Origin of the sequence: Polyangium sp. 6x1 (assembly GCF_029946515.1) — a bacterium.
GTDB lineage: Bacteria > Myxococcota_A > Polyangia > Polyangiales > Polyangiaceae > Polyangium.
The window spans coordinates 95,602-109,509 of the sequence record NZ_JARZHH010000025.1; the positions used below are offsets into that span (position 1 = coordinate 95,602).

The window sequence follows — 13,908 nt, forward strand, 5'->3', positions numbered from 1 at the left end:
GGGGCCCCTTCGGCTCCCCTCCCCGCGCGGCCGTTTGCGCGGCGACCGGCGCATCACAAACGCACGGCAAAAACCGCGCGCCCTCCTCATCGCAAACCTGCGTCCCCTGCGCGCCCGCTGGGCAGGCACACGCGACCTGCTGACCCGGCACGCACTCCTTCGATCGACAGCCGCCTGACACGATGGCCCAAACGAGCAGCGCGCCACGCGTAAGGAAGCGACGGACGCGGGCAGAGCGAGTGCGAGGGGCGCGCATCACGCGCAAGCTTGCCATGGAGCCCTGCCGAAGGATCGTGATATGCTCACAGGTGGCTTCATTTTGCCCGATCACGGTCGGGCTCGCGGGAGGAGTGACGGGGCGTGTCCATCGCAGAGGGAGCGATCATCGGGGGCAAGCTTCGGCTCGTGCGACCCCTCGCCAAAGGCGGCATGGGCGCTGTGTGGGTCGCGCGCCATCAGCTTCTCGACACGGACGTCGCCGTGAAGTTCATGGAGGTCAGCATCGCGTCGAACGAGTCGCTCCGGCAGCGATTCGAGCGCGAGGCCAAGGCCGCGGCCCTCATCAAAAGCCCCCACGTCGTGCAGGTCCTCGACTACGGCGTCGAGGACGAGACGCCGTACATCGTGATGGAGCTGCTCGAAGGCGAGGACCTCGGCGCGCGCCTCGAGCGCGGCGGCCGCCTCGATCTCGCCGAGGCCTACCGCGTCCTCGAGCCGCTCGGCAAAGCGCTCCGCCGCGCGCACGACCTCGGCATCGTGCACCGCGACCTCAAGCCCGGAAACATCTTCCTCGCGCGGAGCGGCGACGACGAGATCGTCAAGGTCCTCGATTTCGGCATCGCCAAGGACGTCACGATCACCGGCCCCGCGACCTCCACGAGCTCCGGCATGATGCTCGGCTCGCCCTCGTACATGAGCCCCGAACAGATCCAGGAGGCCAAGCAGGTCGATCATCGCAGCGATCTCTGGTCGATCGGCGTCATTCTTTACGAGGCGATCACGGGCCGCCTCCCCTTCGACGAGGCCGAAAACATCGGCAAGCTGCTCGTCACGATCTGCACCGATACGGCCCCACCGCCCTCGTCGCTCGTCCCCTCGCTCGATCCGGCCGTCGATCGTTTCTTCGAACGCGCGCTCGCGCGGGACAAGGCCGTGCGATTCCAGAGCATGGCCGAGCTCGTCGAGGCCTTTGGCCTCCTCGCTGGCATCCGCGCGCCCTTGCGATCGCGGCCGAGTGGCGAGCTCGTCCCGTCGAGCGGCAGGGTCGTCGACGCGCGCACGAACAAGCTCGGCACCGACGTCACCGTCGCCGCTCCGATGACGTTCGACGATCGCGCCTCGACGCCCCGTGCGTCCGCGCCCGACCCGCGGAGCACGCTCTCGCCCGCGGAGAGCGGCGCGCGCTCCTCCTCGTCGCGCAGGTTCGTCCCCGTCCTGCTCGGCGCTACCCTCGCGCTGGGCGTCGGCGCCGGGATCCTCCTCACGCGCGACCGCTCGAACACGGGCGCGGATGCCTCCCCCGAGGCGCGCGCCGCCTCCGCGCCCCCTGTGAACACCTCGCTTTCGGGAGGGCCCGCAGTCGCTCCGGGCGAGGCGCTCCGCTCCGCGCGCCTCTCGATCACCCCGCCCGACGCGCAAGTCGAGGTCAATGGCCGCAGCGCCCCCGTCGATCGCGACGGCTACGTCACCATTCACGGCTCGCTCGGCAGCACCCACGTCTTGCGCATCCACAAGGACAGCCACGAGACCCGCGTCGAGGTCGCCATCACCGCGAATGGCGCTTTACCAGACAAACTCACGCTCGACGTCGACGACACCAAGCTCGCGCAGACGACCGCGAAGCCCAAGGCCGGGGCACCGCCCACGTCCGCGGCGGCCTCCACAGGCACGACGCCCGCGACCGCGCCGGTCACGACGGCGGCGCATCCGACCACGAAGTCCACGTCCACCGCCGCGACGCCCTCCAAAGATCCCCAGCCCGTGCGGACCTTCGAATGAAACGCTCTGCGGCCCTCCCCTCCCCGATTTGCAAGGCGCTCGCCGTCGCGCTCGCCTCCACCTTCGTCACGACCGCGCTCGCGCAAAATGCGCCGGGTGGACAAACCAATCCCAAGCCGCAGCCCTCGTGGCTGAAGAAGGGCGGCCCGCTCCCGCCGCCGCCGCCGCCCCCGCCTCCGCCGCCGGACCCCGCGGCCGAGGCCGAGGCCAAGGCCAAGGCCGACGCGCGCAAGCATTTCGAGCAGGGCCTCGCGCTCTTCGACGCCGGCTCCATGGAGGCCGCGCTGCCCGAGTTCCTCACCTCGCTCTCCATTTACCCGACCCGCGCCGCCAAGAAAAACGCCGCGCTTTGCCTCCGCCGCCTCAACCGCTTCGACGAGGCGTTCGACATGAACGAAGAGCTCCTCGCGTTCCCGGGCGTGACCGAGGAGGAAAAGCAGCTCGCGACCCACGAGATCGCCGAGCTCCGGCCCCTCGTCGGCGACCTCGTCGTCGAAGGCGTCCCCGACGGCGCGACCATTTCGATCGACGGCAAACCCCGCGGCACGACGCCCCTCAAAGGCCCGATTCACGTCCCCGTCGGCGAGCGCACGGTGCGCATCTTCAAGGCTGGCTTCGAGACGCTCGAAGCGCGGCTGCAGGTCGTTGGAGGCAAAACGGCCAAGCTCCCCGCCGTCCTCTCGCGGCTCGAGCTCGCCGGCTGGCTCCAGGTCGACGAGGCCTCCGGGTATTCGATGGACGTCCTCCTCGACGGCGCGGCCGTGGGCAAGACGCCCTGGCGTGGCCTCGTCGCGTCCGGCGACCACCTCGTCAGCCTGCGCGGCGACAAACGCCTCGGCACGCAGCCCGCGCGCATCGAGGTCCGCCCGAGCCTCATCACCCCGATCCTCCTCATCGCCGAGGAGCTGCCCTCGGTCCTGCGCGTCGAGACCAAGACGAAAGACGCGGACATCTCCGTCGACGGCGTGCGCGTCGGCCGCGGCGCCTGGGAAGGCCCCGTCCGCGCCGGCGCCCACCGCATCGAGGTCACCGCGAATGGGTTTGTTCGGGAAGAACGACGTGTCGACCTCGAATCCGGCAAACGCGAGGCCGTCGCGGTCGCCCTGGAGCCCGTCCCTCCGCCCTTGGGGTTCTGGGCGGACAAACGCTTTTTCGGCGAGCTCGGCGCCACGTTCGCGATTGCGCCCACGTTCGGCGGCAGCCTCGACGGGACCTGCACGGGGCCCTGCGCGGCGTCGCTCGGGCTGGGGGGCGGCGGCGCGCTCCGCTTCGGCCTCGAAATTCAGCGCAAATGGCTCATCGGCGTCGAGCTCGGCGGCCTCTTCGCGCGCCGCACCTTCACCGATCGCCCCGACGCGGACGTGCACGTCTTCGGCAACATCGCCGCCAACAAGGGCCTCACGGACGACGTCCTTTCCCTTCAGGGCGCGCACGTCGGCGCCTCCGTCGCGCGCACCGTGGGCGAGCGTTTCCCCATCACGTTCCGCCTCGGCGCGGGCGGATTCTTCGGCTCGGCGCAGGACGACCGCTCCGGCGATTACAAGACGACCGCGCGTGACGTCCCCGACCCGACCAGCACCACCGGCATTCGGCGCAAGGACAGCGTGCCGTATACCGTCGATCGGGTCACCGAGACCCAGGCCATGCTCGGCGCCTATGTCGCGCCCGAGATACGCGCTGGCATGCGGATCTCGGACAAGCTCGACGTCGCCGTCTCGGTCTCGGCGCTCGTGCTGTTCGTCCCCGAGCCTCCGAGCTGGGTGCCCGAGCAAGGGTATGTCCAGGCGAGCACGGACGGTCAGGGCAAATATGACTCCGACACGTTGACCGGCGCCGTGATTTTCACGGTCTCGCCCGGTCTCGTGGCGACATACCGATTCTGACTTTCCTACCTTACAAGGGAGGCCACCATGGGGACGAGATGGCGCAGGGCGTGGGCATTCGGTCTCGCGGCGGTTTTATGTGGAGCGTGCTCGGCGGAGGGTGACGCCCCGGGCGCGGGAGACACCCTCGCCGCGCAAGCGCTCGCGCCGCCTCCGGACGCGCGCGTCGCGGTGGAGACCGCCGAGGCGCTCCGCCTCCACCTCGCGCGCGGCGCGTATACGCTCGTGGAAACGATTTCGCCCGCGCCCCGCGCCGACGTGCGCTTGCCCTCGCGCGCGAGCGACGCCTTTCGCGTCGCGGACCCGGAAAGCGGGCTCTCCGTCGAGGTCACCCTCGCGGGCGCTCGTGAGGTCGCAGGGGAAGCGGGGGCGGGGCTCGTCGCGTATCCGGCGGGATATCGCGGCGTCGCGGACATCGTGCACCGCACGACCGACAGCGGCGCCGAGGATTACGTGTTTTTCCGGAACGCCCTCCCGGACGCCCCCGAGCTCCATTACATGATCACGCTCGGCGACGACGTCGCCGGCCTCCGCCTCGTCGGCAAGACGCTGGAGCTGCTCGACGCCGGCGGCGTCCCGCGCCTGCGCATGGCGCCGCCCTGGGCCATGGACGCAGACGGAAAAACCGTCTGGATGAACGTCACGGTGGAGGGCTGCAAGATCAGCGGGGACCCGCGATTGCCGATGGGCCGCCCGGTCGTCGATCCGGGCGCGCGGCAATGCGAGGTAAAACTCTCCTGGGAGGGCGCGAGCGTGCGCGCGCCGCTGCTCGTCGATCCCGCGTGGACCTTGACGGAAAACATGATCATCCGGCGCGCTCGTCATACCGCGAATCTCCTGCCCGACGGCCGTGTCCTCGTCGCGGGCGGGGACAAGGGCAACGATACCGCGCTGGAGTTCGCCGACATCTACGACCCGAACCTCAAGAAATGGTTCCAGGCCGACACGATGAGCCAATCCCGGTTCGGGCACACGGCCACGACGCTCAAGGATGGCCGCGTGCTCGTCGTGGGTGGAAAGGGATTCGTGGGAGGGGTCCTCAACGTGGTCGCCACGGCCGAGATCTTCGTCCCCGGGAACAACGCTGGCAGCTTGGGAATGTGGGTGCCGGCCAAACCCATGGCCTCTCCGCGCGCCCTGCACACCGCCACCCTCCTCGCCGATGGTCGTGTCCTCGTAGCGGCCGGGAAAACCTCCGTCCTCGTCAATACGGCCGAAATTTACGATCCCGAGATCGATGCGTGGGAGCCCGCGGGCGAGCTCAACCAGGCGCGTTACATGCACACGGCCACGTTGCTCGACGCGGGCCGCGTCCTCGTCGTGGGCGGCGAAAGCAATGGCGCTTCGGCCTCGGCCGAGATCTGGGAGCCGGGGACCAAGACCTGGAAGACGACGACCCCGATGCCCAGGCCGCGCACGGGGCACACGGCGACGAGGCTCGGCTCGGGGCGCGTGCTCGTCGCCGGCGGCAGCCCGATGCTCGCCCAGGCCGTCGATGTCTTCGATCCCGCGACGGAGGATTGGTCTCCGGGGCTCAATTTGACGCTCCCGCGCAAGGACCATGCGGTGAGCGTGATCGCGGGGAATCGCATCCTCGCCTCGGGCGGCGGATTCGAGGAGACGCCGTACACCGCCGAGATCTTCGACCCCTTCACGCAAAGCTGGACCGGGACGCCGCACCTCCTGAAGCCACGCTCGTTCCACACCTCCACGACGCTGCTCAATGGCCGCGTCCTCGTCGCGGGCGGGATGGGCGCGCAGGGCGTCCTCCAGGACGGGGAGATCTTCACGCCGCTCGGCGCCATGTGCGACCTGAAGACCCCGTGTGACGACTCCTTCTGCGTCGACGGCGTCTGCTGCAACGCGCCCTGCGAGGGGCAATGCGAGGCCTGCGACGGCCCTCGCCTCGGCATCTGCTCGCCGGTCGAGGGCAAACCCCACGGGTCGCGCCTGCCCTGCGACGGCACGAGCGAGGCCTGCGCCACGTGCGACGGCGTGAATCCGCAGCAATGCTCCTATCCCTCGGGAAATGGCTGCGACAAGAAATGCGACGTGTCGACGCTCACGGTGTTCTCCTGCGACGGCGCCGGCAATTGCGTGGAGTCGTTCAGCAACAACTGCGCGCCGTATGCCTGCAATGACGTCGAGCTCTCGTGCGAGACGGATTGCACGAGCAACGCCGCGTGCGCCATCGGCTCGACGTGCAACACGGAGCAAAAGACCTGCGTCAGCTTGCCCACGACGTGCCTCGATAACGAGACCCTCCAGCTCCCGGACAGCACCAAGCAGAGCTGCGCGCCGTATGCCTGCCGCAACGGCGCCTGCCTCGCGACGTGCGCGTCCGTGGACGATTGCTCCGGCAGCGAGGTCATCTGCGACGAGAAGACCTCGAACTGCATGAACTGGAAGTCGTTCGAGAACGCGCAATCCGCCTCCTCGTCCGGGAGCTGCGCCGTGGCGCCCCCCGGCGCGCCCGCTCCTTCCCGCGCGGCCTGGCTCTTCGCCCTCGCCGCCGCCTCCCTGCTCGCCGCGCGCCGCAATCGCCCGCGCCCGTGATTCAGCGCGCCGCGCCCCGCCCCGCCGCGCGATAGATCCCCGTCACCCCTTTCCCCGACGCATCCGCCGACACGAACACCATTTCGGCCCCCGCCGGCAGGACCCGCACGGCGGGCTCGCGCTCGCCGAGATACGCCCGCAGGTTCACGAGCCGCGCGTACATCGGCCCCACCGGGTACAGGGAAAACGTCTTCAGATCGGTCGTCGCCGCGAGCCCGATCGAGTCATTGGGATCCGGCGGCAGCGCGCCCTCCGGCCCCACCGCCGCGCGCCCCTCCACTCCGCGCGCCGTGAATGCGATCCGCACGATAGCTCCTTGGACGAACGCGTGTGGCGCCCCGACCTCCGTCACGCCGCGCCAGAACGCAGGATCCTCCACGTCCGCGGGCGCGATCACCGGGTTTGGCGAGGTACGCATGCAGCCCTGCTCGGTCACCTGGCAGAGGCCGATCCCCCGGCCGTGTCCCCCCTCGTAAAACATGTAGGTCGCGCCGTCGAAATCGAACACCGACGGCGATCCGACGGCGCCTTCCTCCCAGGGCTCGGCCGCGGCGAGCGCGGGATCCTGGTCCACGACGAAGCTCCGCCCCTCGTCCGTCGAAATGGCCCGCACGATCCTCGCCGGCGCGCCGACCTCCGCATGAAGCTCCACGCGGGTCCCGCGCCGCCGCACGCTCGGCGCCCCCACCCGCGTCTCGCCGACGAGGACGAACACCGGCGCTTCCGGATCCACCCGCCACCGCGCGGGCCCCTCGATATGCGCACGCAGCAAGGACGTCTCCGCCCCGCGCGTGAGCTCCACGAATACGATCGGCTCGTCCCCGAGCAGCGCGGGCTCGCCGAGCTCGGCCACCTCGGCGACCGCCACGCACGTGCTCCCGCCACCACACGAAGCGCCGCCGCCGCAGAGCGACGCCGTGCAGACATTGTCGAGCGCATCGCAGGCCTCCCCGTGATGGCAATCGCCGTCCGAACCACACGACCGCGCGCATCCCCCGGAGACGCAACGCTCGCCCGACGCGCAATCCCCGTCCGCCCCGCAGGCCCGCGTGCACCGCCTGCCCCGACAAACCTCCTGCCCCTCGCACGAGCCCGCGCCCTGGCAAGGCGCGACCACGCACCGGCCGCAGATGCACCGCTCGATCCCCTCGCAATCGCCTTCGGCCGCGCAAGCGCGCTCTGTTTGTCCGTTCGGCACACATAACGCCGTCGCGCCAGTCGCCAGCACAGGCGCCACGATCCGCGCCGTCCCCCGACAAACCTCCACCGGTAGAGCCTCCCCGAACGCGCCCACGCCGTCCGCGGGAAAGTCTGCCGTGTCCCCCTCCCCCGACACGAGCCCGCACGAGGCGAGGAGCAGCATCCACGCGGCCCCTCTTTTCATCGAAACGCCGCCTCCACCGAAATCGCGCCGTGGTACACGCGACCCGAGACCACGTACCGCGCGTTCGGCAGCGCCGGGCTCGCCTTCTCCTCCGCTCGCTCCGAGAGAAACGACACCTGCGCCCCCATATCCGCCCGCAGATCCACCCCCCAGACCCGCCCGAACGCGACGCCGCCACCGAGCCCCACCGCGTGCCGCGTCGCGTCCGCATAACTGGTGAATCCACGTTGCGGCGGCACCGGCGACGGCGAGAGCGCATACCCCGCGCGGGCCGCCCACCGCCCGCTCGTCCATTCAATGCCGAGCCGCGGAACCAGCACGTCCCGGAAGTTCGGCGCGACGAACCGCACCTCCGTCCGCCCGGGCGACGTCCCGAGCGCCACGTCGAGCGACACGTCCGCGACCGGCGGCGGGGCCTCCGCATACCCCTGCCATTCGATCGAGCCCAGCGCCGAGAGCCCGAAGCCGAGCTTCGCCCGCGCCCCGAACACGAACCGCGCCGGATCGTACCCGCTCACCCCGCGCACGCGCACCCGCGTCGTCCCATTGAGCGGATTTTCCGTGAGCGCGATCCGCACGTCGCTGTCCACCGCCACGGAGACGCCGAGCCCGCCGCGGAACGAGGCCCCGAGCGCGACGCGACCGAGATCCACCATGAGCCCCACGATCGGCGCCGCTCGATACGCGAGCGAGATATCGGACGCCGCGTCCGCATACGTCCCCTCCGCGTCCTGCCCCAGCTCGAAGCGCGTCCCCTCGCCGCCCATGTCGAGCGAGAGCGCCGCGCCGATCCCGAGGGCAAACGGCCCGCGACGCAAGCCGAGCGCGAGGTCGAACGTCGCCCGCTGCAAGGCCGCCTCGTACCGGACGAACTGAGGCTCGGTCCCCGGCCGAAAACCTATCTTTGCGATCTGCGCGTCCGGCACATGCGCCGCGAGCGCGAATCCCAGGACGAACGACGCGCGCAACCGAAATCCCACCTGCGCGCCGAGATCCAGGCCCGACACGTCGGCCACGTCGGCCCGTCGATCCTCGATCCGCAGATCCAGAAGCCCATACCCGTACCCGAGCCGCACCCGCGCCCCGGGCGCCGCCGCGAGCGCCGCATTTTGCACGGGCGCGCCCGCCGGATCCGCGTCCGCCACGTCCGCCCGCACGAGCGCCGCGCTCCGCGCCCCGTGCCCGAACGTCGACGGCGCCGTCGCCTCCGCGCGCCCGGCGCCGAGCAAGATTGCCAGGACAACCCCTCTCGAAAGCCGCCCTCCGCTCACAGGTCCACCCCCACGCCGAGCGACGTCGAGAACAAACTCCCCGCCCCCGACACGAATTGGCCATTGCCGCCGAGCCCGATCCGGAGCGCCTTTGCGAGCACGTCCGGGAGCACGAGCGTCGCCCCGAGCCCGACCGTGAGTTTGTCCCCGTCGACCAGGTTTGTCCTCCCCTGGGGCGCGCCCGTCATCATCGTCGGCTCGCCGCCTACGCCGACACGCACCACGAGCGCCCTGCGTTTTCCGAGGTCGAAGCGCACATTCGACGCGACTCGCAGCGAGACCACGTCCCGAAAAAGTCGGCCGATCGGGCGGGATCCCAGGTTCACCCCCGGAAGCGTCGAGCGGACCGAAAGAAAGGGCCCCTCCCACGCCGACCATTGATGCCACGCAGCGTCGATCTCGAAGCTCGCGCGCCCCACGTCGAAGCTCGACGCGAGCACCACCGTCAGCGGATCGAACATCGCCCGCTTCGTCTCGATGTTCGTCGCGAGCGGCACGCCGCCCACGTCCGCCGTTGTCTCGATGCGCAGCGGAATGCCGAACGGCTGCCGCAACACGAGCGCGAGCCGCGCGCCCTCGGCCGGATCGAAGCGGACGCCGAACACGCCGCCCATCACCGTATTCGCGTCGATGTCGATCCGCGGCTCCGGCGCCCCCGTCGCGCCCGCCTCGAGCCGCGCCGGACCCCGCACCCCGGCGAGCACGTTGACCGTCACGCCGATTCCGAGGTTTCGCGTGATCCGAACACCGAGCGAGGGCAGCACGACGAGCCGCTGCGTCCGGTTGTCGTAATACGGCAAAAAAGCCCGGTCGCCCTCCCGCGCGAGCAGCCGAAGCGCCCGCGTCGGCAAAAAATGCCCCGCGAAGCCCAGCCGGATGCGCCCCGCGAACGGCCCCTCCAGGGGAATGGTCCCGCTCGCGAAGACCGCGATTCCGAGCGGATCTTCGAATGGCAAGCGCTCGCCCTGCGCTTGCAGCGTCGACACCGAGAGGATCGGCGCGACGCCGATCGACGTCCCCTGCCCGAGCGCGAGCCCGCCCGGGTTGAAGAACGCGGCCGTCCCGTCCTCCGCGCGCGCGCTCCGCGCCGACGCCTCCGCGACGCCCTCAGGCCCGAGCCCTTGCACCTCGAACGCGCCCGCCCGCGCGCGCGAAGGCGCCCCCACCCACGCGAGCGCGACGCCGAACGAGAGCAGGAGACGCAGCCGAACGTCAGCCATCGCGGAATCGCACCCTACCCAGAAAACCCACGGGGAGGAACTTTCCCGCCCGAGCGCCATCGGTAGGACATATCTCGTCCGTAGGACAAATTCCGTCCGCTTGCCCGCTTTCCCGAACGGCGTGCGTCTGCCATGCTCTCCCTCGCGCCTGTCGCCGCGCCCGTTGCGTGTCCCCTCCACACGTCGCGGGCGCGGCGCGGCGCTAAACGACGCGAGCGCGCAGGCCGGGGGCGAGCGCCGCGCGCGCGTTCGGCAACGCGCACGACGTCACGCGTGCCACTTGAACGACACCAGGCTGATCGTGAACGTCGCCGCCGCCCAGAGCGCCATCATCCCGAGCCCTCCGGCGAGGCTCGAAACGTCGGTCACCCCGTAGAGCAGCACCGCGCGCGAGAGCCGCACCATCTCGGTCGACGGCAAGAGCGCCCCGACCGTGGCCAGAAATCGCGGCAGCGATTCCAGCGGGAAAAACATCTCCGAGAGGAAGACGATCGGCATGTTGATCGCGCTGATCACGTCGACGAGCAGCTCCGCGTTGTCGATCGCCGTCGCGAGCGCGAAGCCCGCGCCGAGGAACGTGACCACGCCGAGCATCGAGATCACGAGCAACCAGCCGAACGAGGCGAGCGTCAGCGGCAAATCGAAGAAGAGCCGCGCCGCCCCGACCAGCAAGACGACCTGCACGAGCACGATCGACGACCGCGCCGCCACGTTCGCCGCGATGAACGTGCCCTTCGGCAAAGGCGTCGTCGCGAGCTTCTTCAGGAAGAGGTTCTGCCGGAACAGGGCCATCGGATACCCCATCCCGAACAAGCCCGACGCGAGCACCGAGAACGCGAGGATGCCCGGGAAGAGGTAATGCACGTACCCCCACGCCGGCCCCTGCACGACGTCGAGGCGCGCTGTCGCGGGCAGCGCCGCCGCGAGCCCCCCGCCGAAGATCCGATCCCGCGTCCCCACCCGCAGGACCACGCCCTCACCGTCCGGCGCGGCCGAGAGCACCGCGCTCGCCATGCGCGCGCGCAGCTTGCCGAGCGCCTCGGCCTCGGTCCGCTCGCGCCCCACGCGCACCTCCTCGAACGCCCCGAGCTCCGCCACGCACCGCTCGATCGCCGCGCTCTCGCCCGCGGAGACCACGGCCACGTAACGCCGCTCGAACGGGTGCCCGTTCATGAACACGAGCCCGAGCACGGCGAGCAGCACGACCGGGAAGATCAACGTGAACCCGACCGAGCTCCGGTTCCGGAGCGTGTCGAGCAGCCGCATTCGTACGAGCACCAAGAATGCGCTCACGTCGCCTCCCCGCGCCCGATCGCCTGGCCCTCGCGGATCTCGATCGCGCAGAAATGGAAGAACGCGTCCTCGACGCCGAGCCCGCGCCGCTCGGCCTCGGGCACCGCCTGCACGAGCTCGTCCTTCGTCCCGCTCGCGCGCACGCGCCCGCCCACGAGGAACAGCAGCCGATCCGCGAGCGCGTCCGCCTCGCGCAGATCGTGCGTCGTCATGAAGAGCGTCCGCTCCTCGGCGAGCTCGCGCAGCATCTCGCCGACGATCCGTTTGTTCTCGGGATCGAGGTGCGCCGTGGGTTCGTCCAGGAACACGAGCGCCGGATCGTGCACCACCGCCGTCGCGATGAAGAGCCGCGCCGCCTCGCCGCCCGAGAGCCGCGTCACGGCCGTCTCCGCGCGATGTTCGAGCCGCGACCGCGCGAGGATCCGCTCGGGCCCTCCGCGCACGCCGTAGATCGACGAGAACAGCTCCGCGTACTCGCGCGCCGTCACCCGCTCGATCTGCGCCTCCTTCTGCATCACCACGCCCACGCGCCTCCGCGGATACGGCCGCGGCTCCGCCCCGAACAGCCGATACGCGCCGCGCGTCGGCCCCGCGAGCCCCTCCAGGATGTCGAGCAGCGTCGTCTTGCCCGCGCCGTTCGGGCCGAGCACCGCGACGAGCCCCGGCCCTTCGACGACGAAGCTCACGTCTTCGAGCGCGACGGTCTCGCCGAAGCGCTTTGTGAGCCCGACGGCTGCGACGATCTCCTCGGCCCGCGCCTCTGTCATGCCGCTCCGAAGCCTATCCGATTCGTCACGCTCTTCGAGTATCCTCGAACCATCATGCAGGTCGCAGAGCGACTTCTCCACGAAACCACGAGCCTCTGCAAGGTGTGCAAGGACGCCCTCCCGGCCCGCGTCGTGGCGACGGCGAACGGCGAGGCCTGGATGCAGAAGCGTTGCCCGAAGCACGGCGAGCAGGAAGCGCGCCTCTCGACGAGCGCGTCCTGGTACGAGCGTACGCGCGCCATCGTGCCGAAGGAGGCGCGCCCCGCGAAGATCCGGCGCGCCGTCGAGCATGGTTGCCCCTTCGATTGCGGCCCATGCGAGAGCCACACCCAGAAGGTCCGCTTGCCCGTCGTCACCATCACGAGCGCTTGCGACCTCGACTGCCCGATCTGCTACGTCCACAACAAGAACGACGACGCGTTCCACATGAGCCGGGAGGAGTTCGCCCGCGTCCTCGATCACCTCGTCGAGGATCACGGCGGCGACCTCGACATCGTCAACCTCACCGGCGGCGAGCCGCTCCTGCACCCGCACCTGCTCGAATTCGTGTCGATGGCCCACGCGCGCGGGATCCACCGCGTCAGCGTGTGTTCGAACGGCGTGCGCCTCGCGCGCGACGAGGATCTCGTCAAGCGCCTCGCCGATCAGGGCGCGCGCATTGCGCTCTCGTTCGACACGTTCGACAAACACGTCGATCGCGCCTTGCAAGGCGCGACGCTCGTCGACCTCAAGGCCCGCGTCCTCGAGCTCCTGGACAAACACCAGGTCGACACGACGCTCATCCCCGTGATGACGCGCGGCTACAACGACAAGGAGGTCGGCCGGATCATCCGCATGGGCCTCGAGCTCTCCTGCGTGCGCCACCTCGAAATCCACACGATCACGTACACGGGGCAAGGCGGCGTCTCTTTTGATCGCTCGGGCCGCATCTCCATGCTGGAGGTGCTCGAATCCATCGAGGAGACGACGGACGGGCTGCTCCGCGTCTCCGATTTCGTCTCCTCGCCGAGCGCGCACCCGCTCTGCTACCAGATCGCGTATCTCCTTCTCGACGACGAGGGCGGCCCGGCGCTGCCGTTCCTGCGTTTCCTCGATCGCGACACGATGTACGATTGCCTCGCCGATCACCTCTACCTGGAGCCGGGCACGCGCCTCGAACGCGCGCTGCAGGACGCGATCGACATGCTCTGGGCGCGCGGCGACGAGGGCGACGAGCGAGGATTGAAGCTGCTCGACCAGCTCGTCCGCAAGCTCTTCCCGAAAGACAAACGCCTCTCGCCGGCCGAGGCGCTGCGCATCTCGGAGCGCGCCGCGAAGGCCGTCTACGTGCACTCGCACATGGACGAGGAGACGTTCGACGTGGAGCGCACGTACCAGTGCTGCGATTCGAATTGTTATGCGGACGGCTCGACGATCCCCGTCTGCAATTACAACATCCTCTACCGCGACAAGGAGGCGCGCTTCATGGAGAAGCCGCGCGTCTGGGGCGAGCGCGCGGGGAGGCGCTCGCTGCCGCTCGTGCAAAGGGGGACGTGA

At 70.1% G+C, this 13,908-nt stretch carries 9 protein-coding genes; 4 read left to right on the forward strand and 5 right to left on the reverse strand.

The genetic code is table 11. The annotated features are described in order from the left end of the window. Positions 1–360: 360 nt before the first annotated feature. Genes QHF85_RS23515 through QHF85_RS23525 form a run of 3 tightly spaced genes read left to right on the forward strand, consistent with a single transcriptional unit; the run spans position 361 to position 6,437 of the window. Entirely contained in the window at positions 361–1,998 is a 1,638-nt protein-coding gene (locus tag QHF85_RS23515; protein WP_281329526.1) for a serine/threonine-protein kinase, read from the forward strand. Then, positions 1,995–3,881, forward strand: a complete 1,887-nt coding sequence (locus QHF85_RS23520) for a PEGA domain-containing protein (protein ID WP_281329527.1) — start codon at positions 1,995–1,997, stop codon at positions 3,879–3,881. Before QHF85_RS23515 ends, QHF85_RS23520 begins: the two co-directional genes overlap by 4 nt. A gap of 27 nt (positions 3,882–3,908) precedes the next feature. After that, the gene (locus QHF85_RS23525; RefSeq protein WP_281329528.1) at positions 3,909–6,437 is read left to right on the forward strand and encodes a kelch repeat-containing protein; all 2,529 of its coding nucleotides are present in this window, start codon (positions 3,909–3,911) and stop codon (positions 6,435–6,437) included. A 1-nt stretch (position 6,438) separates the two neighbouring features. Here QHF85_RS23525 and QHF85_RS23530 read toward each other — a convergent pair whose 3' ends face one another. From QHF85_RS23530 to QHF85_RS23550, 5 genes are all read right to left on the reverse strand, one after another. Further along, positions 6,439–7,821: a hypothetical protein gene (locus QHF85_RS23530; RefSeq protein WP_281329529.1), complete on the reverse strand. Its 1,383-nt coding sequence runs from the start codon at positions 7,819–7,821 to the stop codon at positions 6,439–6,441. After that, positions 7,818–9,050 carry a hypothetical protein gene (locus QHF85_RS23535; protein ID WP_281329530.1) on the reverse strand — a complete coding sequence of 411 codons (1,233 nt, stop codon included), beginning with the start codon at positions 9,048–9,050 and terminating at the stop codon, positions 7,818–7,820. The genes QHF85_RS23530 and QHF85_RS23535 overlap by 4 nt, the downstream gene beginning before the upstream one ends. A 38-nt stretch (positions 9,051–9,088) precedes the next feature. Next, a complete protein-coding gene (locus QHF85_RS23540) occupies positions 9,089–10,312 on the reverse strand; it encodes a hypothetical protein (protein ID WP_281329531.1) in 1,224 nt (407 codons plus the stop codon). Positions 10,313–10,579: 267 nt separating this feature from the next. Continuing rightward, the gene (locus tag QHF85_RS23545) at positions 10,580–11,605 is read right to left on the reverse strand and encodes an ABC transporter permease (protein ID WP_281329532.1); all 1,026 of its coding nucleotides are present in this window, start codon (positions 11,603–11,605) and stop codon (positions 10,580–10,582) included. Then, positions 11,602–12,372 carry an ABC transporter ATP-binding protein gene (locus tag QHF85_RS23550; protein ID WP_281329533.1) on the reverse strand — a complete coding sequence of 257 codons (771 nt, stop codon included), beginning with the start codon at positions 12,370–12,372 and terminating at the stop codon, positions 11,602–11,604. The genes QHF85_RS23545 and QHF85_RS23550 overlap by 4 nt, the downstream gene beginning before the upstream one ends. A 54-nt stretch (positions 12,373–12,426) precedes the next feature. Here QHF85_RS23550 and QHF85_RS23555 point away from each other — a divergent pair, with 54 nt between their 5' ends. Further along, the gene (locus tag QHF85_RS23555) at positions 12,427–13,908 is read left to right on the forward strand and encodes a radical SAM protein (RefSeq protein ID WP_281329534.1); all 1,482 of its coding nucleotides are present in this window, start codon (positions 12,427–12,429) and stop codon (positions 13,906–13,908) included.